Source organism: Herbidospora cretacea (assembly GCF_001570605.1).
GTDB lineage: Bacteria > Actinomycetota > Actinomycetes > Streptosporangiales > Streptosporangiaceae > Herbidospora > Herbidospora cretacea.
This window is the reverse complement of record NZ_BBXG01000002.1, coordinates 302,977-325,020: the sequence shown is the minus strand read 5'-3', so window position 1 is coordinate 325,020 and position 22,044 is coordinate 302,977. Positions and strand designations below refer to the sequence as shown.

Below are 22,044 nucleotides of genomic sequence, written 5' to 3'. Positions count from 1 at the left end.
CGGTTTTAAGGCTATGGTGGGCGCTCCACCTGGGGTTCCACAAGATGTCGTGTGTCATTTGGCACCAGACATGTCGTCCAGACCCCATCATGTGCTCATGCCCGCTTTTGTCACCCTGTCCGGGCGCCTTGTGCGCCTGGAACCGCTCACCCTCGCGGTCGTCGACGACCTGGTCGACGCGGCGAGCGAGGACCGCGCGACGTACTCGTTTACTCGCGTTCCCGCAGGCCGGGAAGAGATGGTCTCCTATGTGGAGGCCGCTCTGGCTGAGCAGGCGGAGGGCCGCACGATGCCCTTCGCCATCCGGTGGCTGCACACCGACCGCGTGGTCGGTGCCACCCGTCTGATGCACCTGGAGTACTGGCAGGGCCCCATGCCCTGGCCGCCGGGCACCAAAGGCGTGGTGGGCGAGGTCCCGTCAGTCGCGGACATCGGTTACACCTGGCTGGGCGCCTCCGCCCAGGGCACGGGTGTCAACCGGGAGGCGAAGTACCTTCTGCTCTCCCTCGCGTTCGAGACCTGGCAGGTCCACCGGATAACCCTCAAGGCAGACGTACGCAACCACCGATCCCGGGCCGCCATCGAGGCCCTCGGCGCACACCTCGACGGTGTGCGGCGAGCGGACAGCCGAGGCGCCGACAACACGGTCCGAGATACGGCGTATTACTCGATCCTGCGCTCCGAATGGCCGGCGGTACGAGAACGGATCCTCGCGCGTATGCATTACGCGCACGCAGCCGCCTGATCAGCCATTCCTTCGAGCCGAAAACGGAACGAGCGGCCCGCCCCCATGCCGGGGGGCGGGCCGCTGCGTGTCCGGGTGACCATCGCCGGCACCGGCCGCTGTCCTTCTGCTGCGGAAGTGCTTCCCAAAGTGACGTGTCACCAGTCGCTTTGGAACGATTGTCTCCTATCTATGTGAAGCGAGGGAACGGTCAGGCGGCCGTGTAGTCGTACTCGTCGTCCCACGCGTTGTAGATCTCGTGCCAGGAGCCGCACTTGGTCGGGAAGCTGCTGTGCAGGCCGATCTGGCAGACCTTCACCTCGACCTGGGCGACGTCGCTGCGCCAGAAGTCGATCTTCTTGTAGCCGTGGGTGCCGCACTGCTTGTAGGTCTTGTAGCTGGAGGACCAGTCGTCCTCGTGGTCGTCCCACGAGGTGTAGCGGAAGGCGACGTAGCCGCACTTGCCGCCCTGGTGCTCGGTCCGGTAGTCGCGGTCGTAGAGCTTCCCGCTGATGTGGACGGTGTTCGACTCCTCCTCGTCGTAGGAGACGTCGATGTAGCCCTTGGCCTTGGCCTTGCCGTTGTGGCTGTAGTAGTAGCCCCAGTCGCTGTCGTAGTCCCAGTCGTTGGCGGAGAGCGGGGCGGCGTTGGCGGCGGAGGCGAGCATGCCCATGCCGAGGGTCAGAGCGGTCGCGGTGGTGACGGCACCGAGGACAGTACGGAAACGCATTGGAAACTCCAGGGGTTTTGAGGACGACCCCGTTTCCGGGGCACGCCCCATTGATAGAACTCCCTGCCTGCACAGGACTTTCACCGTCCTTGAGGCCTCATTGCGAGCGACCTGACGCCGTATCATTTCGATCGCAGGCTGTCAAGTCGGCCGTTTAATGTGACAGGGGTGCGGGCATGCACGTCTAGCGCACCTGGGGATCTCGCATGACTGACACTAAGATCATCTTGCTTGGCAAGGCAGGGGACGAGCACGTAGCCGTGCTCAGGATGGCGAAGAAGGCGCCCAGCACGGCCGAGGGGTACGGCTACCGGTACGCAGCCCTCACCAAGTTCCTGGCTGGCCACCTGCGGCGCGAGCCCGTGACGAGCGACTTCACCGGGGACAACCTTCTCGCGTTCTTCCTGGAGCGGTCTCCCGGATGGCTGGACGGGACATACGAGCAATACCGCCTGGGATACAAGGCCATCGGTGAATGGCTCATGCGCATGTCCTACATCCCCTGGGGTCCGAACCCCGTTGATGTCATCCCCGCGCGGGAGAAATCCAAGAGCGGCACCACACGCAACCGGCGCGTGACTGACGACGAGTTCGCCAAGATCGCCGAAACCGGGCGCAAGAAGCACCCACGCGATTACTACTTGGCATGGTTCATGCGCCTCTCTGAACGGCGCATCTCTGAAGTCACCGGAATGAAGTGGTCAGACATTCTGTGGGACACCAGCGACATCTATTTCGACAACACCAAATCTCGCAAGTGGGGCGAGAAGATGGTACTCAACGACGAGATTCGCGCTCTGCTGGTTGCGTGGAAGGATTACTACCAGAAGGAAACCGGCGTGGAGCCGAAGGCCGATTGGTACGTCTTCCCGGCAACGATGACGGTTGGGCAGGCCCAGAGGGGCCGGCCGCGAGTGAGGAGACTCAACCCGGCTAACCGGATCTCCAACCCCCACCGAGACTTCGCCGCGATCTTAGACGCAAGCGGTGTTGCCCACGAGAAGGGCGACAATACTCACGTCCTTCGTAAGACCGCGACCACGGCGGTTCATCGGGCGGCCCAGCAGGCCGGGCATGCAAGCCCGGTTAGGGTGGCTCAATTGGCTGCCGGTCACGCGAATCAGGCCACGACGGAGAAGTCGTATCTCGACCAGGACGAGATCTATGAAGATTTCAAGGGCGTCCGTAAGTCGATGTCGACAATCTCTGCCGAGCTTGCCGAGGCGACCGACTTTCTTTCGGGCCTGGTGGCCGAACGCAAGGCAGCTACCAGCCTGACATCGGTACCGACCGAAGCGACTCCCGAGCCGGAGCCTCTGGCGAAGGCTGTTGGTGCTGGCAATGTGGTCAACCTGTTCGACCGAGCACGCCGACGCTAGTGGTAGCCTGAGGCCGTCCCTGGCGCTGTGTGCAAAACTCGTACGGGACAACAGCCCCCATCCCTACTGGGATGGGGGCTGTTTTGGTGTGTCTGGCAACCAGGGTTGCGCATGAGGCGTCATAGTGGAGCAGGCCCTATGCGGGCTTACACAATCTAGGCACGTTTCGGGCTTGACTTCAAGGGGCTCAATATGCGGTTATGGCACGCCTTAACGATCGGCGCGTTCCTCTTCCTGGCAGTGCAGCTTTATGCAAGTAGCAGTGAGGATACGTTCACTAGCTGTGACAAGTGGGGTGCGATGCTCGCGAGTACGGTCGGCCTGGACTCCGCGGAGGCGGAGCCCCGCATTCAACAGATCAGAGTCGCCGCAGCCTCAGAGGGCTGCCAGTTGGACTAAGGAAGCCTGAGCTTCTGGCCCGGCTTGATCAGCTTGGGATCGGCACCGATGGTGCCCTTGTTCAGCTCATAGAGCTTCTGCCAAGTCATGCTGTACTTCTTCGCGATGCCGCTAAGGGTGTCGCCCTTCACCACGGTATAGCTCTTGGCCGGCGAATCCAGATAGGCCGGGTAGCCGTACCCGAAGATGTCAGCCTTACTGCGTGTCTGGAGTGCTACAGAGTTTTTGACGCCACCCTTGGTGGTGTTCCCTTCGATCGCCTTGATTCGGCCATCAGGGAGAACGTCAACGACATAGCCGACGTGATCGGCGACCTTGTCGCCATTCCAGTCGAAGAACACCACGGCCCCACGCTTGGGCGTGGTGCCCCATCGCTTATTCTTCTTGAACCAATTCGCATGGCTGGGGCAATAGGCGAAACGCCCGACGTCCTTTGTGGCGCCCACTTGATCGGCGATCCACGAAACCCACACATCGCACCATGCGGCCGTCGCATACGCCTTGTCCTTGACGATGTTCGCATACCAGGTAGCGAACTTGTTCGGCCGGCTGTACCGACCTTGAGTCTTGAGTGCGAAATCTAGGAGCTGGTCAGTCTTCACCTTCCGGCACCTCTACTTCTTCGGGAAAACCTTCATCGACAAAGTCAGCTTCGAAGGATTCGATCGACATCAATGGGTCCTGTCTCATAGGCGTAATGGCCCGGTTCGGAACCGATACGGCTCTGGTGGCCGGGAGGTCCGAAGGGGAATACGTCGGGGATCTCATGACCGCGAATGAACTTCATCAGCCGGTCAAGGCCGACGAGAGGTGTGGCGGTGAATGGCTTGCCCTGGCGGGCGGTAGCCATCACTGTGATAGAACCGTCAAGGCAATCCTTGGGAATCCCTCTGTACGGCCCTGTAGTGCCCGCAGGCATCATCTGAACAATGGCCCCCGTCTCTGGGTCCCATACGAGATGCACGGCCTTGTGTGTGCTGTTCAGATAGCGAGCGGTTGTGATCGCGGAATAGGCGTCATCGAGACCGCTTACGAGCCATATGACCCGCGACGGCTTCCCCGTCGCCTCGGTCTTTGGGTATGCTCGCATCGGAATCGATCCGGGCAATTCGGATTCGTACATGCTGGGTCCTGGATCTTTTCGGCGAGAACGGTAACGGTCTGCTCCAGCTTCGTGATTCGATCCGCGAGAGACGACCCACCGTTAGGGACCAGCTTCGCATGGATCTCGTCTTCCAGATAATCCCTGAAACCGCGAATCATCGTCCGGATAAGAACAGTGCCGAGGCCGATGGCCGCAGCACCGAGAACGGTAATGAGTACACCGACCCAAATGGGGTCCATCAGTTGATCGTCCTTAGGCTTACAGTGAGCGTCCCACCCCACGTTTGGCCGTTAGGCTGAGGGCCGATGCGCTGGCGAAATTCGATCTGGTCAATGACGACCGATTGCGCGGTTCCGCGCTTGAGATCCTGGAAGAGAACCACGTCACCCGTGCTATCGAGCGCTTCCATGTCTTCCAGTCGCTTGAGGGCAAAACCCTTATAGCCGGATCGAACGCCGGCAAGACTGCTCTCATGGTCATAACACCGAAGAGGAATGATGAACTGCCGTGGCCTTGGGCCACCAGGTAGAGCCTTGATCTGGTATCCACGGAATACCGGAGTCTCGTCGAGCTCACCCCGGTTCAGCGTGAACCGCATACTCAGAAACTCTTGCGGACCGGTTGGAAAGTTGATCGCCAGGTCTTCATCCTGCAACGAGTCATTGTCGACGCTCGCAAGGTTGACCTCATTACCCGCACTGTCCACGCTGGCAACAGCGATAGGGCCGTTAAGGGTGGCTCGAATGTTGTACTGCTTGAACAACTTCGGGCCAAGATAGTTGAACCGGATGCGGCCAGTGAGCATATGGCCCGACTCCTCATAGTCGGTCTCATGCTCGAAGAAAAGCCCTTCGCCTTCAACGGCAATAGCCAGCCGACTGGATGATCCGATCGTGGTCACGCCGGAAACGGTTCCGGCTTCATGGACGCAGAGATCCTTGGCGTATGGCTGCCGGCCACTAGGTAGGACATCCCTGAGGCTGATACGCATGAGGCCCGACGTGCCGTCAGCGAAGCCGTTCGAGTAGGTAGCCCATACGAAATCGCCGATGCCGACGAAGTCAAGAACCGGCTCCGAAGCGGGAATCAGCGGGCCATACTGCAACACGCCTTGCGGTCCGATCACCGCTACACGGGCACCTCGGGAGGTGCCGATGAAGAGATAGGCACCAAGGTAGGCGTAGATCGATCGGCCGGTCTCCCCACGGGGCAGCTCCGCTACCACGGTCGCACTGGTGAGGGACGGCAGGGCCCCGCCTGTATCGAGTGCCAGCTTGAGAATGAAGGACTCGGCACCGTAGTAGCCGATGGCGAAGATCGATTCAGGGCCCTCGGTGATGTCTGCCCAGATCCACGAATCAACGGGATGCGTATAGGTGGCAGTAGGGAGCGCGTGAGGTGCAGCCCCCACGGGGGGCACCAGTTCATAGAGCGCGTTGTCTATGCCGGCCATGAGGCGGCCCTTGACCCATCGCACTACAGCCGTGGTCGCGGCGATCGTCCAGAGCTTGGCACCCGTGGTGCCGGCCAACGGACCGCTGTAGATACCGTCATCCGCGGCGGCATACCACGACTCACCATCAGAGGTGATCGAGAGGATGGAGCCGATGCCACCCCACGTGATCGCAGTAGACGCCCCGGAGGCGTCCACCTTCGCCAGGTCGTCATCACTCGCATAGAGAACGTAATCGGCGCCTGCATCGGTGAAGCCCAAACAGAGGCTTGTCGTCCCTCCCGGCTCAACAGCGCTGGTCGCCTTGAGCAACGTCATCTGACCTGGAGTCCAGGGATCGACGCCTTCAGCGTCGGCGAAGCGGAACTGAGCCGTCTCATCAAGCCGGACATCTGCATTGGTGATGCCGGTACCGAGATGCCAAGAGCTCTGAGAGCGCAGCCACCAACCGACTAGGGTCTGTTCCCCGGGCTCATCCGCGTTGTCAAACTGGTCCTTCTTGTATGCGGCGGTTCCGCGAACCAGCGGGCTTTCCCCGCTGATATCCGCAAGAAAGGGCACTCCACCGATGGCGTAATCGTACGACCCGTAGAGGTCCTGATACGGACTCGCTACCGAGGCCAACCGGTATATCGGATGGGGCAGTGTGAGCGTTAAGAGGCTCTTCGGCGCAGGCATTAAAGAGCCCTGATACAGACGAAGGAAAGCCTCTGAGGGATGAGCGTTGTACCGAAGCCGATATTATAACTACGAACAGTGAGGTAGTCGGTAGCGGCCATGGGGATGGTAGCAGAAAGAGCTACTCGGCAAAGATCTTCTTGGTTGGTCGTCGTGGTATTGGTGTACCAATAGATGGCACCACCATTAGAGGCGTGGTGGGTAAATTCGGGCCGGAAAGTGGCAGGCTGGAAGCTGGCATCTTGATGCTCAACCTGAATATAGGCGAGATAAATCCCGGCCATCGGCGCGACGATCTTATCCGGAGCGCCGGACGACCAGATAGAACCTGATTGGGCGGTCGGGGTTCCAAAGTCGATCGTGTTGTTCCCTGACGCCTGTTCCGATTGTGCACCCCAATAGGCGTAAGGCAAACTACTGCCCCCGCCGCCTTCTTCTAGCTCTTCTAGCCGGGCTTCAAGTCCAGAGATAGCCGCAGTCGTCAGAGTGCCGCCATTGGCGGCATTGGTGTGATTGTGATCAGCGTTGGTGAAATCACTGATGGTGGGCTGGCCCGTCAGCGTTCCGGAATACGTGCCGCCGTTAATCGTCGGCGACGTCAGGGTCTTATTGGTGAGCGTCTGAGTGCCGGCCAGTGTGACAAGGTTCGCCGTATTCGTGATGCCGTGAACGCTGGTCGTGGCAGTCACATGGTCATTCGCTTCCCGGAAATCCCGGGCGCTGGTGCCATGCACCACTACCGATCCAGAGCTATGAGACTGGGCCGGTGTGCCGTCGATCCCTCGGGTACAGCTATTGAAGTCGGTACCTGAAACCGCGCCAACCTCAATCAGTTCCTCAGTTGCCAGGCCAGGATCAACGATGATGGTGAAGGGTGCGGCCGGATAGCCGGTGACCGTTCCCACGGAAAGAGACGTAGCCGAGTTGGAAATGCCTGAAGTGAGTGTGGTCTGAACCGCTACGTTGCTGTAGTTACGAGCCATTACCGATATCCGAAGTGCGCTTGGGTGGGGTCGTTTCTCTGGAGCCGCTCACGCTCAGCCATCAGGCCCATTTGATAGAGCTGAAGGAAGTGCCGAGCCGCGCTCTGCGAAGAGCCGGGCGGAACGAGCTGACTCTTGGTCTGCTGCTCGATGGCCTGGATGTTGAGCCGAGGCGCTTCCAGCAGGCCGACCAGCCTGAAACAGGCACCCCAGACAATGACGTCAGCGGACGAAGCCGGTAGGCCCGTAGCCGTGGCGAAATCCGTTGAGTCGTCAGTGAAGCCCGAAGGGGGCTTGGTGAAGGTCACACGAACAGTGCGCCCCGGAACGGGCGCCTGATACAGGTCGACGCTCTTACCAGATGCGAATTCGTCAGTATCCGCACGCGGATCGAACTGCCATCGCTTGATGGGAATCCACATCTTCGAAGGGCCGATAGAGTGCCAGGTTATACGCCGAATCTGATCGGCCTCAGCCGGCACTTCATATGTGGTCCGAGCCGCGACAAACGGAAACTCAAATTCGTCGATCGCGTACAGGTCAGGATAGACACTGTCCACGGCGTCATTAATGGCGAGTTTCACTTGATGCCGGGGAAACTTGGGCGCGGAAATGATCCGCGATTCCATGTCATGATCCCGGGCTGTAGAGCCATCATAACCGCGCCCGTAAGGCGCGATAAGGATTGTTCCGGCAGAAGGGTCGACTCGACGAATCCACAGCATCTCATCGCCGATCTCGGCCAATCCCTCCGAAATGCGGTTGATATCGTCAACCGCCACGGATAGATCACCGATCGCCAGAGGCGCAGTGATGTGAGTCTGTGAGTCCTGATCAGCCGAGAAGCCCTTGAGATTCGAGATCACTCGATCGGTCAACTGAGAAAGGTTCATTACGGAGGTGTCGGAATCTGTGAGAGGGCCCCGGCGATGCCGAGGCCGACAGTGCCGGCCAGAGCATTAGCAACGCCTTGATAGTCGAGCCCGACCGTGCCATTCAGCGCGTTGAGCGCGCCCACGGTTCCAAGGCCATTGGTGCCGGCCCAGATGTTAGCCGCCCCGGCTTCGCCCAGTCCGCTTGTCTTGGCCAGCCGATTCAGCTCACCTTGAATGTCAAGCGGCATAAGCTACTCCAGTGCGGTTGGACTCCTTGACGGCATAATCCACAGCGACTCTCTTCGTGCTAGCGGGCTGAATGCCTTGTCGCCTAGCATCGGCGTACGCTCGTAGATCTTTCTGCCACCGCTTATCGGCCGTGGCGTCATTGCCGGGATTAGTTGCTGAACCGCAGAAGGCGACCCGAAGATTCTTGCTCTGCTGGCACGCACCCCAATGGGGATGGGGCACGGTCACCCATGTGCATTTGCACTCAAACATCAGATAGGTTCCAAGTGGACTAGGCTCCCGTAGCCGGCGTCAACCAGCTCTTGCGCCTCTTCGTCAGTCAATTGATGGATTCCGCCACCTCGGTAATAGCGCTGCGCCTCTAGGATTTCCTCAAGGCTGGGATAGCGCACTTGCGCCCATGAGCCGTCTACGCGACGGATGATGCTGATCCCACGGTGGATGCCGACACGGATGTGCATCTTGTCGAGCGCTGCCGGTGTCTCCTGGACTCGACCAGGCCGAAGGACGAAGCGACCAAGGCGCCTGACCTCTACATCTCCCCATCTCTCCGCGCTCTCGATGCCGAAGGGGCGGATGAACAGAGGGGGGAAGTCGATATCCAGATCGCCCCACGCCTCCGCAGAGGCGATGCCATCAGGTCTGATGATCTGGTGAGCGAGGATCGCAGGCGTTCCCCAGGCTTCGCCTGAGGGGATGCCGCCAGGTGCTACCGCCAGGCCGCCCACGATGGGCGAGCCCCACACCTCTCCACTGGCAATGCCAGACGGATTGACCTTCAGATTGAGGCGTGCGCTTGCTCCCCAGGCTTCCGCGGTTGTGATGCCAGTCGGTGAGACCGTCTGATCCATCTGGAGTGCGGCAGTACCCCACGCCTCCGCGGAGGCGATCGAGCCCGGCCGGATTCGGAGGTTCAGCCTTGAGCTTCCCCACGCCTCTGCCGATGCGATGCCCGTAGGGCTGACTGTCTGACTGGCCGCCGCCTCGGTGACGATAATAGAGAACGAGGTCAGATATGAGCCCGTCGAAGCGCTCGGGGTAAACGCGGCGGTGCCGGTAGCGCCGGAGCCTGCAACCGTTCGAGTGGCGATTGTAAGACCGGTCGCCGAACCGACACGAAAATCAGCGCGTTCTGTATGACTTCCCGGCGGAGTCCAGGTGACACCCTCATATCCAACCACGCCGCGGACAAGAAAGTCGGCCGAGGTGACAGCGTTAATGGTAGGTGCTACGGCTGTAGCTCCGCCAACCTCCGTTGAAACCGCAATGGTCAGCACTGGAGTACCCGTGACAGTGAGGCGCATAACCGCACCTGCCGCATCATCGCCTGTCGATTTTCCGAATGCGTAGTTGGATGGCTCGGAGCCACCAGCAATCTTGGAATAGATGGCAAGGGGGAGCGCATCGCCGCCCTCATAGCCACCTAGATAATTCCATGTGGTGCCACCAGATACGGTAGCGGTTGTGTTTAGGCTTGAATCTAGAGAAGCGAACGCAATAAGCAGATCACCGCTAGCCGTGCTAGTCGGGCGAGCCACGTTATAACTGGTTCCGCCTGTCGACGCGGTGGCAGTTGTAATTGACTGATAGGTAATCGTCATGATTGCCTACAGCTTGAAGATCTTGTTACTTCCCGAGTCCCAGACAATCGCGATGTCCGCGCCATTGGGCGTCACCGGCAGCCCGGTTCCGGTGTCGATATAGCCGATTAGGGGACTGGTCGCGGCGGAGCCGGTGTCTTTGGCGATGACCAGGTGGGCACAGGAAGCGCCTGCGGAAACACTCGAATAGGTTTCGTCTGCGGCATCGGCTACGCCGGCCGTGGTCGTCTTGCTGGAAAGGTTCGCGCTGGTCGCAACGATCGTGCCACCACCACCGCCAGTCACATCACTCACGAACTCGTGGGTGCTCGTGTTGGGCGTGTAGCCGCGAACGAGATAGACCTTGATGTTGTCCGATGACCAGCTCAGGGCACCGGTCAGAAACTTCTCACGGCCCTTGTCGTACAGGGTGTTAGCCATTTAGTGTCCAAATAGAAAAAGGCCCCCAGCGTTGAGCTGAGGGCCTTCTAGAAGGCGTTACGGATTAGAGGGAGACCGAGCTAGCGGTTTCCATCCGGATGAGCGCAGCCTGACGGAAGATGCTCCATCCCAGCGTGGCCCTCCAGGAAATCGGCGTATAGCGCATGAGCTTATCGGTCACATTACCGATTACAATGGTCGGCTCTTCGGCGACCGCTTCCGCGAGCGCCTCTCGGCCGAACATCAGATTTCGGTAGACCCGTGTAGAGCTGTTGCCATCGGTCGCGCTGATAATACGCGGCGACTCGACGAAATGGGCTCCCTCGTAGATACCGAGCTGGCCAGCCCAAATCGCATCGGCACCCGACAGGTTGTGAGGATCGCGCCACGCAGCCGAGCCAGTTTCAGCCTTCAGATCGTGCGAACAATCAGGATGGAGAAACGACGTAAACAGGTCCGCTTGACGCGGGATAACCTTCGCACCACGCAGCTTGGTAACACCAAGCCGAACCATCGGAGAACTCAGCGTGTCGGCAGAGGTAATGGCACCAGTGGTGCCGGCACCAGCCGCGATCAGGTTACTCCTCAGGGTCGAGGAGTTTCGCCGCATGACGTTCGTGCCACCATTGAGAATGGGGCCAACAATGCCGTCGATAGAATCGCGCATGTTGTAGGCGACCATGTTACTCACGGCCTGGTCCACGTCCGACAGAGCGAACATGCGGAGCTTGCGCGTCATGAGGACGGGGTTACCATATTCACGCAGAGTCACTGATACGTTACTCGTGCTGGGAATGGAAACTGCGTCGGGATCGGTCAGTTCATCCAGCTCCGACGTTGCCGGGGCAAGGTCGTTGTAGAACTGGAAGGTGACGCTGTCGCCCGGATTGGTTTGCTGTTCGGGGCGAGAATCGGCAATCGATCGGAACATAGGCGTAGCGCGAAGCGCAAAGCGAATCTTACGATCGTAGGCCGCTTGCACCAGATCGGTACCAAGGGTACTCGGATCGGTGCTCGTATACTGATTAGCCATTGAAAGAGGGGCCCTTTACCCCTGTGAGCTATGCCATTCTGGGCGCCGTCTTCGCGGCGGCAATCATGGCGTCAAGCTGCTCTTCGGTTAGATTCGGATCATTGACCCGATCCCACTGTTGCTGAAGGGCTCCGCCGAGGCTTTCGCCGGTAGAGGCCGTGTTCTGCATGCGCTGGATAGCGGCAATGTCGGGATTGGCGATGACGGGATTAACGGCGACAGCCGGGACATCTCCACCAGGGGTGGACGGATTCGCGGTCTGCTGGCCTCCGAAGAGGTCGCTGTATTCGTCGAGCCACTTGCCGATTGCCTCAGGGTCCGCACCCACCGATTCGGGGATGAGGGACTTCACCTTTGCCGGCACATTCCGTGCAGTGAGAGCACTGGCCACAGCACCTTCGCGAAGGGTGCGCTTGAGCGTCTCGATTTCTTCAGCCTGGGACTTCTCGCGCGCCTTGGCGTCGCGGATCAACTTTCGCAGTTCCTTGGGCAGCGGGGCTGCCTTGGCCTGCGGAGCCGTCTCCGGCTCGTCGTCTTCGAAATCCCAATCGTCGAACTGGGTCATTTGCTGCTACTCCCAAAGTGGTTTGATCGCAAGCCGCATCCATGATTGGGGGATCATGAATGGCTCTCGCTACCGGGCTAAGACGCATCACAGGGCCGGTCGGTCTGTGTATGGGTCGAACGCCAAGGACTCGAACCTTGATAACGCCGATTAAAAGTCGGCTGCTCTGCCATTGAGCTAGCGTCCGTGGATGGCTCTTTTTGAAGAGAAGGCCATAACTCTTGCTCCCTATGCACGATTCGAACGTGCGTTGCCCGATCCAAAGTCGGGAGTCCTGCCGGTTAGACGAACAGGGAATGTGTAGCGGGGATGGGATTTGAACCCATGACCTACGGCTTATGAGGCCGTCGAGCACTCCGAACTGCTCTACCCCGCTGCGTGGGGAGGGCTAGGCCCTCCCGGTTGCTTACGCTGCCGGTTCCGCAATCAGATAGTTCACGGTCCGGGTGTCGCTGTTAGAAGTGCTGGTAATCGTGAAGCTCGTGTCCGCCACAATCGCGGACACCGAAACTGAGCCAGCAGTGCCCCCCGTGCCGTGAGGCGTGAGAAAGATAAGAGAACCAGCCTTCACTAGGGTGTTGCTGACTGTAATAGTGCCAGCAACCATGGCCGAGCTACGGCCCGCCCGCTTGTTGGTCCCAGTCGGAATGGAAGCGAGAACATCCTCAGCGGTGACATTGCCGGTCAGGCCGTTGACACTAGAAACATGAGACATTGATCAATACCTTTTAGTATTCACTCCGGGTGCGACCCGAGAGCGCCTTAGAGCCGACTCCAGATGAGCCGGAGAATTGTGAAGCTTCCTTCATGGCGATGCGCTTGCGCTTCGCGCTGGCAAGGCCAGAACCGCCAAGCATCTCGTCTTCCAGATCCGATTGGCCCAGCGATTCGCCGTGGATTCGGCCGAGCTTTTCAGCGGTCGGAAGGATCTCGCCAATGGTCTGGTATGCGCTACGCGCCTGGTCCTGAGTAACACCGAGATCGGCGAACTGCTCGGCCCTGGCCTGGTTCAACCCGAGAGCATTCCGAGAAGCCTCAGCGCCGATCTGAGCCGCTCTCACCGTCTTTTGCAGGAGAGGTAGAGCGCGCTTACTGTCCAGCATGTACGCCACTAGATCGCCATCGCCCAGGCCGTAACTGCGAAGCGTCGCCACATAGTTCTGATCGCTGGAATAGATCGCCTGAGACGCCATGGTCACACGCTCCTGGATCTCAGCCGGCGACACATCGCCGGAAATCCAGGAGGTGAAGTCGTCGTGCGAGTCAAAGAATCCTTCGGGCAGCCCGGCAGTACTCAGAAGTTGCCGATACTGACGCTCAAGGGCGATGTACTCGGCAGGACTCAGAACGCTGACACCGGCCGCGCGACGCGCGTCATTGGCCTTGAACCGCGTCTTATACTCCGACGTGTCTTGAAGCATGAGGGCGATAGTGTCTGTGTCGTAGCCCTTCTGGATATACTCCAGAATCTTCGGCGCCAGGGTGCCGAGGCCATAGCCTTCGAAGACGCGCTTGAGATACTCGTAAGCGTTGTTCTGCGCGTTCTGATCAGCGCTGGTCGTTGAAGTCGACGACGTGTTGTAGACCGCTGGCTGCGTGTTCTGGCCATAGCCAGGCGCATCCATGTTGACCACGGTCGCGTTCGCTTGAGACTGCGCGTATGCGGTCTGCTGCTGTGATGCCGGCTGATTAGGATTGGCGTTGTAGTAGTAATCCGAATAGCCCGGGATGACGTCCGTACCAGAGCCTACCTGCGGAGGCTCTTGGCCTTCCTCGTACCAGATGTAGGCATAGCTTACGGGATCGAAAATATAGGGCATTAGTTGGCCAGCCCGAAATCACGGAGGATGCCGCGAGCGGTCGAATTGAGCGACTGTCGAGCATTGTTGGTAGAGAGCCACCGCGGGTCTTTGCGCAGCTCGTTCTCAAACTGCCACAGGGGCATGGTGCTGTTGCCTGCGGTGGCGTTGCCGCCGCTATCGGAGCCGATACCCTGGAGTGCGCGCCTGATTGACGGATCATCCATCTTCAACGCTTGCGGGTTGATCTCCAGGATTCGGGCCATGGACGACATGTAAGGGTCGGCCAGATCCCTGACGGTCATGCCACCCTTGATCTGAGCGGCGAGCCCAGGGAAGGCGCTGATGGCCATCTTCTGGATTTCACCCTTGTAGTCCTGAGCGGTGCGGATACCCGCAGAGATCCCCTTGACCCAATTCTTGATCGTGCCGTTGTCGAGATTCACGCCCATGCTGTATGCGTACTGCCGAAGCTGCTCTTCGTACTCGCCCGCTTGGCCGGCGAAGGCACCGCTTTTGGTGGTCGTGATGTACTCGGCAAGGCTCCGCTTGATCTGTGCGTTGGTCCAGCCAAAGGTGAAAGCATCCTCGGCCATGTCCCAATAGGTCTGCCAATTCGCCCGGACACCCATAGTGCCGGCCATCTGCATGATTTCCTGATAGATCGCGCGTACACGCTCACGCCAAGTGCCAGGGTCGGCCTGCTTGAGTGCTAGGGCCTTACGGCCCGTCTCGCCGTACTTCTTATACCAAGACGTATCTTTGAGCTTGCTGACGAAAAGCTTCTGATCCCAGTTGCCCTTGATGGCGTCGTTGAATAGTTTCCAGAGAGAGCTATCACTCTTGAGCAGGGCAAGAGTCCAGCCGTAATGCTCCGCCCACTCCGCTTGAGTCTTCGGCTTCTTAGTCGGCATCAGTAATCCATAGCTACGCCCCACGCGCCTTCATTGGCGCGGAGCTTTCTTTTGCGCACTTTGAGCCCAGTGCGGGGCGCTTCCAAAATCCAGCCGTCGCCGAGGTAGAGCGCGATGTGATCAGCGCCAGGCGCTTCCGGGTTGTTCTCCCAGGCGACCAAATCGCCAGGCCGTAGCTTGGTGATGTCGACTCGTTTGCCTCTTGCCGCTTGAGCTCCAGACACGCGAGGGATGTCTACGCCGTTCTTGGTGAAGGCCCAGAAGAGTAGACCGCTGCAATCAAAGCCGCCTTCCGCGTCGGACTCCCCACCCCACACATACCATTTGCCGATCTGCGTGAGCGCGTCGTCAATGATGGCTTGGCGCTTGCCGCTAACGTCAGGAATTGCGGGCTCGGGAAGTTCTGGAAGAGCGTCAAAACCGAAGTCGGTAGGAGACATCACGCCCGGGGCGAGGATTCCGGCAGCCTGATCGACAGGCACCCCAACGCCCTCAACGCCGGGAACTACCTCAGTATTGAGGCCCGCCATCACGGGCGAAGTGAGCTGGTCACTGATGGGGATCGGAAGATCGGTCTCATACGTGGGAGGCCAAGGCATATTTAGACCGGCGCGGAGAGCGCATCAAAGAACGCCGACATGTAATAGGTGGACGCCTGGTAAGCGGCGGCCTCATCCTTGTCGTGGCCCATCGCCCATTCCTGAGCGAACGCAGCCGGGTTGAGACCTTGCTTCGTGGTCGTCGACACGTTCGTGCCATCGGCGTTGGTGGTCGTTGTTGACGTCGTCGGATTCTTCTTCTCGGCAGCCTTCAGGGCTGCCAGGAACGTGGAAGTTTCCTTCTTTGTCGGGTCTCGACCGAGGACACCGCGAAGGGCCTGGGTGATCGTCGCCTTAGCCGTAGGCGCATCCGTGTAGTTGACGCTGGTAGAGGTGACCGTACGAGCCTGGGACTGAGCGCCTCCAATCACAGCACCCGTCTGGTAGCGCTCAAGGAGCTGCCAAGGGGTGATCTTGATACCGCGTTCATTCATTTTCGCCGTGCGAAGAACCAGCGCGCCCCAGAGATTCTCAACGTCGTCGAGATTTGCCGAGGGCTTGGAGATCAGACCGGCACCGATGGCGCGAGTCATGAACCCCTCAACCTTCTTGGCATCCCAGTCGTTCACCTGAGCGATAGCTTCCGCGATCGTCGACCAGGTGCCAGAGACCCGCATAGCTGTAGGGCTACGCCCATACCGCGGAGCGTCAGCGGGAGTCTTGGTGGAGAGAAGCACTCGGCCGTCAGGGATGTTGCCGTAGAGCGGATTGCCGGGAACTTCGGCTGCGGGGTTTGTTCCTAGGGCATCGGCGATGGCTTGCGCCACGGCGGCGTCATTAGATGACGCGGGCGGGGCCGTGGCCTGAGGGCTGGCAGGCGAAGGCGAGGGGCCAGAGGTTGCCGGGCTAGGGGAAGGATTGGCACCGGGCGCACTGGTCGCCCTGGCGATCTCCTGATCTACCGGACTGGTGGCGGCCGACAACCGCGCCGAAGGCGTGGGCGAGGGATCACCCAGGGCCATGGTGGCGTATGCCCCCAGGATGGGGACGCTCATGATGATCGGGCGCCAGGGATCGACGTCGAGTCCACCAGACGCCTGCCGGCCGGACACATACTTGCCCGAGCCGATCATGCCGCCGAAGAGGTTATCCCAGAAATCCGCGAACCAGTCCATTAAAATTGCAACTTATCGTTAGTGAGATACCGCGAGAACAGGTCACCGAATCGGGTGTCACTGATCTCGAAATAGCGCTGAACGCGCTCCCAAGCATTCTTGATATGAGCGTTGGCCTGAGCGTCCAGGGTGTACGGGACTTGCGCCTTCTGCTTCGCCTGAAGGATGGCAACGAACTGGGCACGCGCCTTCAGGTACTCATTGAGGGTCCGAAGGTCGGTGCGGTTCGGCTGCGAAAGAAGCTCAGCGTTCTGAACGAGAGACTTGAAGAACTCGATACGCTTCGGGATCGCATCGCGATCCGACTTCGTATACTCGTCCCCCCAATCCTTGTTCTCAGCGCTGAGACGCTCCGTGAGAGCCGTACGCACCTTGGCCACGGTCTTATCATCAAGACCCTTCTCGACGGCCTCAGCGTTCAACTCATTCATCCATGCGTTCAACTTGGTCCAGCCCAGGCGGATGTTCGTTTCCCTCAGGGCGTCCAAGGGTGAGCGACGCTCGCGCGTCGTCATCAGGGAGCCAGGACCAACCTTCTGGCCGAACTGAGCTGAATGAACGTACTGATCAAACTTGCCGGTCATGACGTCCGGCCCCATGATCAGAGCGCCATACTCGGGATTCTGCGCAATCAGATCGCCATGCTTCTTGGTCGCTTCCCAAGCGGTCTTCGTCGCCGTAGCGCCGATATTGCCCTTGCTCAGGCTGTTGGTGAAAATATAGAGATCGTCGCCATACTTCTCATAGAACCGCTCGTCGGCCTCCTGGCCGTAGTGCTCGCGCATCTGCTGGTAGCGGTCAATGAAGAACTGATACGGGCTTTGCAGGTCTGCCGAGAAGGGCAGGAAGAACCGAGTGAAAGACCGGACGTTGTACGCCGCTTGAGTGCGCCTGTCGATCTCCTTGCGGAACTCCACTTCACTGGCCGGCCGCGTGCGGCGGCCTTCCCGGATACGCATCTCCTCTGTCTGCATGATTTGCGTCCAGGTGAAAGCGTATGACGGGTCTTCGATTCCCTCGTTCGCCTTCATCTTTTGCTTCAGCCAGCCGGGAAGCATGACGTCAGCGAAGGACTGAGGCCCGAACGGAATAGCCCACTTGTAGACGTCTTGGAACCCCGTGGGGTTCTTCTGCTGGAGCTGCGTAATCGGGATCTGCATGAGTGGCCCCGCACCGGGCAGCCACCAGGGATCACCCTGAAGGATCAGATTGAGTGACGACTTGGGGATGGGAACCGCGTCATAGCTCTCAGCGCCTTCTCCGATCCACTTCCGCAACCAGTCAGGCAGGCGAGCAACGATTTTCGTTTTGTCGTTCAGGTTCGAATTGAATTCCGACCACTTGCCGGTGTCCTCATCATAGGTGGCGAAGACCGTGCGGCCATTGATGACCATGCTCTTAACCTGCCGGCCATGCTCGTCGACAACCGCAAGGCGCGGAACGCGCTGACCGAACTCGTTCTCGGTGCTCCCGAGATTCATGTTATTCGGGGCATCCCAAATCTTGCTGCCGTAGAAGAGTAGCTGCGGCTTGGCAACCGCCAACTGAGACCAGCGCTTGATGGAATCTTCCCAGGCGGAGAAGAAGCCCGTCATGAAACGCGCGGCATGGGCCGCGTTGCTCCGGCTGGAAACGTTGTAGAGCAGGTTATTGATATTCTTGAGCGCGGTCTCGCGCGCAGTGTGCTCGAATGCGGAAAGCATCCCCCACGTGACGTCTTCACCGGAGAGCATCGCATTGTCAATCTGACGCTTCACGGAATCCTGATAGAGCACACGGAACGTGGGATGCCTGATCAGACGGTCAGTCGGAACCTGGCTGAGCCACTTGAAACCATTCGAGACAATTGAATCCATCCACTTGCGGACACCGCCCTGGTGCAGGTTCCAATCAATGGTGGGACCGTGGACCTGAGGGCGCATCGCGACGTCAGGGAAAAACTCCTCAAGCATCTTCTCGTCAAGCTGCCCACGGAACACGGCATCACGCAGAATCATCGGATTCTCATGGGCGCGAAGGACCGGCACATAGTGATCAACAATGGCTTGAGCCATGCCGGCCAGCAGCTCAGGGTCCTTGCCGTTCGGGCCGATCAGCTTGCGAACATGCTGCCCTTCGGGCGTGCGACGCAGCCAGCGCTCTACCTGTTCGGCAGTCTCGCCGCGCATGAACCGCTTACCCAGCGGACTCTTAAAGATCTGCTCATTGATGGCGTACAGCCATGAGGACAGATGGTCTGCGTCGGTCGGATTCTTGACGTCCCACGCAGCGTATTCGCTGCGGAGCCGTTCAATCATCTCCTTGGACGTACGCGCGATGGCGTCATACGATCCGCCGACAATTTCCTTATAAGGCTTCCCGACACCTTCATAGGCGCCGGTGATGTAATGACCGCGATACTCAAAGCCGTCTTCGGTTTGAATTCGAACTGACTCAAGGTCTCGGCCATGCCTGTCAACAGCCTCTTGCACGATTGAACGCAACTCTTGCAGGTCCGCTGAGTCCATGGCCTTTGTCGCCAAGGCTCCGGCGCCAAGCTTGAGTGCGCCGATCTTCGTATGAGTGACAGCGTTCTTGAGGCGCTTCGCGGGGGCCGAGTCCTTCAGGGTGATTTGCTTATTCCGAATTAGATCGCCCCAGGACCATGCATTGCCCATGTCCCATGTGAACGCGGTCTTCAAACCGGCATTGATGCCGCCCATGATGCTCATAGCACCGAGCGCAGCCATGCTGCGCAGCATGTCATCAGTCAGCGTCCGGATCGTATACCCGAACCGCATGAGAACCGAGAAGGACCAGACCTGAGAGAAGACGTCATGCGCCTTGTCCATGAAATCGCCGATGTCCGCGCGCTTGCGCGCAAAGGCACTCAGGATCTCAGAGTTGGCGCGAAAGACGCGCTCATATCGGTCAAGGTTGAGCAGAGGCATCGAGTTAACGGCCTGCGTCTCAAAAAGACGCGAAGTCACCGGAAGAACATCGTCGTCAAACGCGATGTGGTCAAGGACGGCCGGCGATGCATACTTGTTCTCGCGCTTCTCCGTCATCGCCTTAACGAGACGGTTCCGCGTGCCAGTCGACTCCTTGGCAAGTGCTGCGGCAGCTTCATCATCAAGTCCATACTTGATGGCCATGAAATTGATAGCGTCAGTCTCGGCAGCTTCGACGACCTTGCGCTTAGCCTCGGGAGTCCACGCAGCCATATACTGGCGCATGTACGTCTCACGCTGGCCATTCGAGAAGATCCGAGCGCCATTCAGGAACGCGGCAAAGCCCGCGTGGGAATCTCCACGGTTGAAGTCGATCCAACTAGGAGCGCGCTTCTGCGTGAAGCTGCGCGCCACGCCAAGCGGGAAATCCCGGATCACTCGAACCGGAAGACCGAAAGCCTTCGGGAAGATCACGGATTCATCCGCGAGAGACTTACTCGACCAATCGTAGGCAAGCGCCCTATCGGCCTTGGCCAGGTCGCGATCATTTCGAATCGCATAGTCCTGCATGCTGGCCCATACGCCACGCCCGGGGTTCTCACCACCAGGACCAATGGCGGCAATGAGCAGCTCCATTTCGGACCCACTCTTGCGCTTGATCTCCTCCTGAGCCATCAGCATTGCGCGCTGACTGGCGATCGGCCACGGCTTGATGCGCATCGACGACGACTCATCAAAGCCCTGACCGAGGGCGTTTAGGGTCTCGTCGTGCATCTGCCAGTCAGTTGCCTTCTGCCATGCCGGCTTCGGAGGCAGGCCAGGGATCGGGTTGTCGAGACTGGCAATCGCCCGGTAGGCGTCTGCCTGCGATAGCCCATTGAAGTATGGGATGAGGTCCTTGATCGCCTCTTCGTTGACGGGGCCGGACATCATGTAGGGACCAGCGTCGACCGAGATGCCACCAAGGCCGGTTACCCGATCGCCCGCCTTCGGCGCGATCATGATGTTGCCCTGAACGGTCTTCGGCAGATTGCCGGAGATCGACGGATACTCAAAAGACTTGCCGGCAGGCTGCCCGCCGAAGTCGAGATCATCGGTATCGGTCGGACTCTTCGCCTTCTTCTTGCCCTTGGCGGCCTTGCCGCCCATGCCGGGCTCACCGGCCGGGAACTGGCCGATGTCGAACAGCGGAAGCTGCTCAGGCTCGGGAGCCTTAGGGCCCTGCGAAGGAAGGGCCTTCGGAAGGAAGGTCTTATAGGTGCCGCTCTTGACCAGCTCAAAGTCAACGGCCGAGTTCAGGATGTTGTCAGCGCGGGCGATGCGGAACGCGAGATCATCCCGCCGACTAGCTAGGCGCTGGTAGGCAGCTTCGCTGCCGTAGCCAACGGCGATGATCAGGCGTGAGGTCTGCTCGTCGGCCTCCTGGAGAAGGCCAGCCATCACGCTCGGGTAGGCAGATGCCTTGACCGCCTGGTGGTTGGCGATCTCCCGTCCGCTCTTGCCTTGCTTCCACTTCAGGAAGTTCGTCACGGCCCTGGAGTCCGCGATGTCATCCGCGCTCTGAACACCAGGGCCAACCCCGGCACCAGCAAGGAACGCGGTCCAACCGCGGTCGGATGCACGATGCCCGACATTGAAACCCTTACGAACTGCGTTCGCGCCGGATACCGCCTTCAATCCCACGATGGTCGGATCGCCGAACCAGGAGATAGCGGCATCAATCGTGCCCGTGGTGGCGTTCCACAAGAAGCCGTCTTGAAGCTCCGAGATCCTAGCCTCTTCCGCCAGGACGTCATCAGTAGCGAACATCAGCGCGAGGCTGTTGCCGGCCGAACGAGTGTCGGCCATCTTGCGAGCGCGGTCCCACGTGGTACCGATCTTGCTGACGGCTTCCATCCAGTTGGCCGCGCCAAGCTGCTGACGCCAAGCCGGGGAATCGGTGAGGCTAGCCGTGGTGGCTGCCGCCGAAATGGGCTCGGCCACCAGGTTTTCCAGGCCCCAGCCAACGCCCTCAAAGGTGCCTTCCGCAGCGCCGGCCAGAGTGTTCCCGAAAGCGTTGGTCACCCCGCCGAGGACTCGGCCGAGACGGTTCGTGATGTCGATGTACGCCGGAGTGTTGACTTCGAACGGCTGTGTACTCCAGTCGAACGCGGCGCCGTAGGCGTCTTGCAGGGCCGTCAAAGCGGCGGAGAAGCGATCAGTCCAAGAGCTCATTAGTGGGACGCCTTCAGGCGTCTGACAACGTTCTTCAGTGATTGCGTGGCATTCGGCCGATTGGCCAGGAATTCGAGCACGGGCAGATAGGCGTAGAGCGCATCCATGTCAGCCCGGCGAGCGAGCGCCGCTTCGTCCAGAAGGCCGAGAGAAGCACTACCAGGCCCAGGGCCGAGGTCAATACCAGAAGTGACGGGCTCGTTAGGGCGCATGGTGGGTGCCCCGAAGGGCACCACATCTACAGGCGGCATTCCCGTATTCATCGGCGGCATAGGGCCG

At 59.7% G+C, this 22,044-nt stretch carries 19 protein-coding genes and 3 tRNA genes; 2 read left to right on the top strand and 20 right to left on the bottom strand.

What is annotated here, in order from left to right:
* The first annotated feature begins 97 nt into the window (after positions 1-97).
* On the top strand, positions 98-745 hold the full coding sequence (locus tag AW270_RS04075) for a GNAT family N-acetyltransferase (protein WP_061291439.1): 648 nt from the start codon (positions 98-100) through the stop codon (positions 743-745).
* 190 nt (positions 746-935) lie between these two features.
* Here AW270_RS04075 and AW270_RS04070 read toward each other — a convergent pair whose 3' ends face one another.
* Positions 936-1,454 carry a hypothetical protein gene (locus AW270_RS04070; protein ID WP_061290747.1) on the bottom strand — a complete coding sequence of 173 codons (519 nt, stop codon included), beginning with the start codon at positions 1,452-1,454 and terminating at the stop codon, positions 936-938.
* A gap of 206 nt (positions 1,455-1,660) precedes the next feature.
* On the opposite strand from AW270_RS04070, the gene AW270_RS04065 reads away from it, so the two are divergent.
* Positions 1,661-2,833, top strand: coding sequence for a tyrosine-type recombinase/integrase (locus AW270_RS04065; RefSeq protein WP_061290746.1), 1,173 nt, complete (start codon positions 1,661-1,663; stop codon positions 2,831-2,833).
* Between the two features lie 395 nt (positions 2,834-3,228).
* Here the strand turns inward: AW270_RS04065 and AW270_RS41715 are convergent, their stop codons facing one another.
* The 19 genes from AW270_RS41715 to AW270_RS03990 form a co-directional block, all read right to left on the bottom strand.
* Positions 3,229-3,834 (bottom strand): LysM peptidoglycan-binding domain-containing protein, encoded by a 606-nt coding sequence (locus tag AW270_RS41715; protein WP_061290742.1) that lies wholly within the window; start codon positions 3,832-3,834, stop codon positions 3,229-3,231.
* A 44-nt stretch (positions 3,835-3,878) separates the two neighbouring features.
* A complete protein-coding gene (locus AW270_RS38460) occupies positions 3,879-4,355 on the bottom strand; it encodes a hypothetical protein (RefSeq protein WP_157521685.1) in 477 nt (158 codons plus the stop codon).
* A gap of 220 nt (positions 4,356-4,575) precedes the next feature.
* Complete coding sequence (locus tag AW270_RS04050; protein WP_218009078.1) at positions 4,576-6,468, bottom strand: hypothetical protein; 1,893 nt, start codon at positions 6,466-6,468, stop codon at positions 4,576-4,578.
* Positions 6,468-7,451 carry a hypothetical protein gene (locus AW270_RS38455; RefSeq protein ID WP_157521684.1) on the bottom strand — a complete coding sequence of 328 codons (984 nt, stop codon included), beginning with the start codon at positions 7,449-7,451 and terminating at the stop codon, positions 6,468-6,470. Before AW270_RS38455 ends, AW270_RS04050 begins: the two co-directional genes overlap by 1 nt.
* Positions 7,451-8,329, bottom strand: coding sequence for a phage adaptor protein (locus AW270_RS04045; protein WP_157521683.1), 879 nt, complete (start codon positions 8,327-8,329; stop codon positions 7,451-7,453). The genes AW270_RS38455 and AW270_RS04045 overlap by 1 nt, the downstream gene beginning before the upstream one ends.
* A 14-nt stretch (positions 8,330-8,343) precedes the next feature.
* Entirely contained in the window at positions 8,344-8,574 is a 231-nt protein-coding gene (locus AW270_RS38450; RefSeq protein ID WP_157521682.1) for a hypothetical protein, read from the bottom strand.
* A 252-nt stretch (positions 8,575-8,826) separates the two neighbouring features.
* Complete coding sequence (locus AW270_RS38445) at positions 8,827-10,176, bottom strand: hypothetical protein (protein WP_157521681.1); 1,350 nt, start codon at positions 10,174-10,176, stop codon at positions 8,827-8,829.
* A gap of 6 nt (positions 10,177-10,182) precedes the next feature.
* Entirely contained in the window at positions 10,183-10,596 is a 414-nt protein-coding gene (locus AW270_RS04035; protein WP_061290734.1) for a hypothetical protein, read from the bottom strand.
* Between the two features lie 64 nt (positions 10,597-10,660).
* Positions 10,661-11,629, bottom strand: coding sequence for a N4-gp56 family major capsid protein (locus tag AW270_RS04030; protein ID WP_082801285.1), 969 nt, complete (start codon positions 11,627-11,629; stop codon positions 10,661-10,663).
* 28 nt (positions 11,630-11,657) lie between these two features.
* The gene (locus tag AW270_RS04025) at positions 11,658-12,194 is read right to left on the bottom strand and encodes a hypothetical protein (protein ID WP_061290730.1); all 537 of its coding nucleotides are present in this window, start codon (positions 12,192-12,194) and stop codon (positions 11,658-11,660) included.
* A 115-nt stretch (positions 12,195-12,309) separates the two neighbouring features.
* Positions 12,310-12,381 (bottom strand) — tRNA-Lys (locus AW270_RS04020).
* A gap of 37 nt (positions 12,382-12,418) precedes the next feature.
* Positions 12,419-12,490: transfer RNA gene (locus AW270_RS04015), tRNA-Gln, on the bottom strand.
* A gap of 5 nt (positions 12,491-12,495) precedes the next feature.
* Positions 12,496-12,570 (bottom strand) — tRNA-Met (locus tag AW270_RS04010).
* A 30-nt stretch (positions 12,571-12,600) separates the two neighbouring features.
* On the bottom strand, positions 12,601-12,801 hold the full coding sequence (locus AW270_RS42265) for a hypothetical protein (protein ID WP_439649039.1): 201 nt from the start codon (positions 12,799-12,801) through the stop codon (positions 12,601-12,603).
* A gap of 121 nt (positions 12,802-12,922) precedes the next feature.
* Positions 12,923-14,014, bottom strand: coding sequence for a hypothetical protein (locus tag AW270_RS04005; protein WP_061290728.1), 1,092 nt, complete (start codon positions 14,012-14,014; stop codon positions 12,923-12,925).
* Positions 14,014-14,907 (bottom strand): hypothetical protein, encoded by an 894-nt coding sequence (locus AW270_RS04000; RefSeq protein ID WP_061290727.1) that lies wholly within the window; start codon positions 14,905-14,907, stop codon positions 14,014-14,016. The genes AW270_RS04005 and AW270_RS04000 overlap by 1 nt, the downstream gene beginning before the upstream one ends.
* Complete coding sequence (locus AW270_RS37465) at positions 14,907-15,389, bottom strand: C40 family peptidase (RefSeq protein ID WP_169807250.1); 483 nt, start codon at positions 15,387-15,389, stop codon at positions 14,907-14,909. The genes AW270_RS04000 and AW270_RS37465 overlap by 1 nt, the downstream gene beginning before the upstream one ends.
* A 119-nt stretch (positions 15,390-15,508) precedes the next feature.
* Positions 15,509-16,621 (bottom strand): hypothetical protein, encoded by a 1,113-nt coding sequence (locus tag AW270_RS38440; RefSeq protein WP_157521680.1) that lies wholly within the window; start codon positions 16,619-16,621, stop codon positions 15,509-15,511.
* Complete coding sequence (locus tag AW270_RS03990; RefSeq protein ID WP_061290723.1) at positions 16,621-21,765, bottom strand: hypothetical protein; 5,145 nt, start codon at positions 21,763-21,765, stop codon at positions 16,621-16,623. Before AW270_RS03990 ends, AW270_RS38440 begins: the two co-directional genes overlap by 1 nt.
* Positions 21,766-22,044 lie beyond the last annotated feature (279 nt).

Bases quoted from the DNA above. Each gene is read 5' to 3' on its own strand.
- AW270_RS04030 (WP_082801285.1), bottom strand. From the start codon at position 11,629: ATGGCTAATCAGTATACGAGCACCGATCCGAGTACCCTTGGTACCGAT.
- AW270_RS04065 (WP_061290746.1), top strand. From the start codon at position 1,661: ATGACTGACACTAAGATCATCTTGCTTGGCAAGGCAGGGGACGAGCAC.
- AW270_RS04070 (WP_061290747.1), bottom strand. From the start codon at position 1,454: ATGCGTTTCCGTACTGTCCTCGGTGCCGTCACCACCGCGACCGCTCTG.
- AW270_RS38455 (WP_157521684.1), bottom strand. From the start codon at position 7,451: ATGGCTCGTAACTACAGCAACGTAGCGGTTCAGACCACACTCACTTCA.
- AW270_RS04075 (WP_061291439.1), top strand. From the start codon at position 98: ATGCCCGCTTTTGTCACCCTGTCCGGGCGCCTTGTGCGCCTGGAACCG.
- AW270_RS38440 (WP_157521680.1), bottom strand. From the start codon at position 16,621: ATGGACTGGTTCGCGGATTTCTGGGATAACCTCTTCGGCGGCATGATC.
- AW270_RS04000 (WP_061290727.1), bottom strand. From the start codon at position 14,907: ATGCCGACTAAGAAGCCGAAGACTCAAGCGGAGTGGGCGGAGCATTAC.
- AW270_RS04035 (WP_061290734.1), bottom strand. From the start codon at position 10,596: ATGGCTAACACCCTGTACGACAAGGGCCGTGAGAAGTTTCTGACCGGT.
- AW270_RS38460 (WP_157521685.1), bottom strand. From the start codon at position 4,355: ATGTACGAATCCGAATTGCCCGGATCGATTCCGATGCGAGCATACCCA.
- AW270_RS04025 (WP_061290730.1), bottom strand. From the start codon at position 12,194: ATGACCCAGTTCGACGATTGGGATTTCGAAGACGACGAGCCGGAGACG.
- AW270_RS42265 (WP_439649039.1), bottom strand. From the start codon at position 12,801: ATGGTTGCTGGCACTATTACAGTCAGCAACACCCTAGTGAAGGCTGGT.
- AW270_RS38445 (WP_157521681.1), bottom strand. From the start codon at position 10,176: ATGACGATTACCTATCAGTCAATTACAACTGCCACCGCGTCGACAGGC.
- AW270_RS04050 (WP_218009078.1), bottom strand. From the start codon at position 6,468: ATGCCTGCGCCGAAGAGCCTCTTAACGCTCACACTGCCCCATCCGATA.
- AW270_RS38450 (WP_157521682.1), bottom strand. From the start codon at position 8,574: ATGCCGCTTGACATTCAAGGTGAGCTGAATCGGCTGGCCAAGACAAGC.
- AW270_RS03990 (WP_061290723.1), bottom strand. From the start codon at position 21,765: ATGAGCTCTTGGACTGATCGCTTCTCCGCCGCTTTGACGGCCCTGCAA.
- AW270_RS04005 (WP_061290728.1), bottom strand. From the start codon at position 14,014: ATGCCCTATATTTTCGATCCCGTAAGCTATGCCTACATCTGGTACGAG.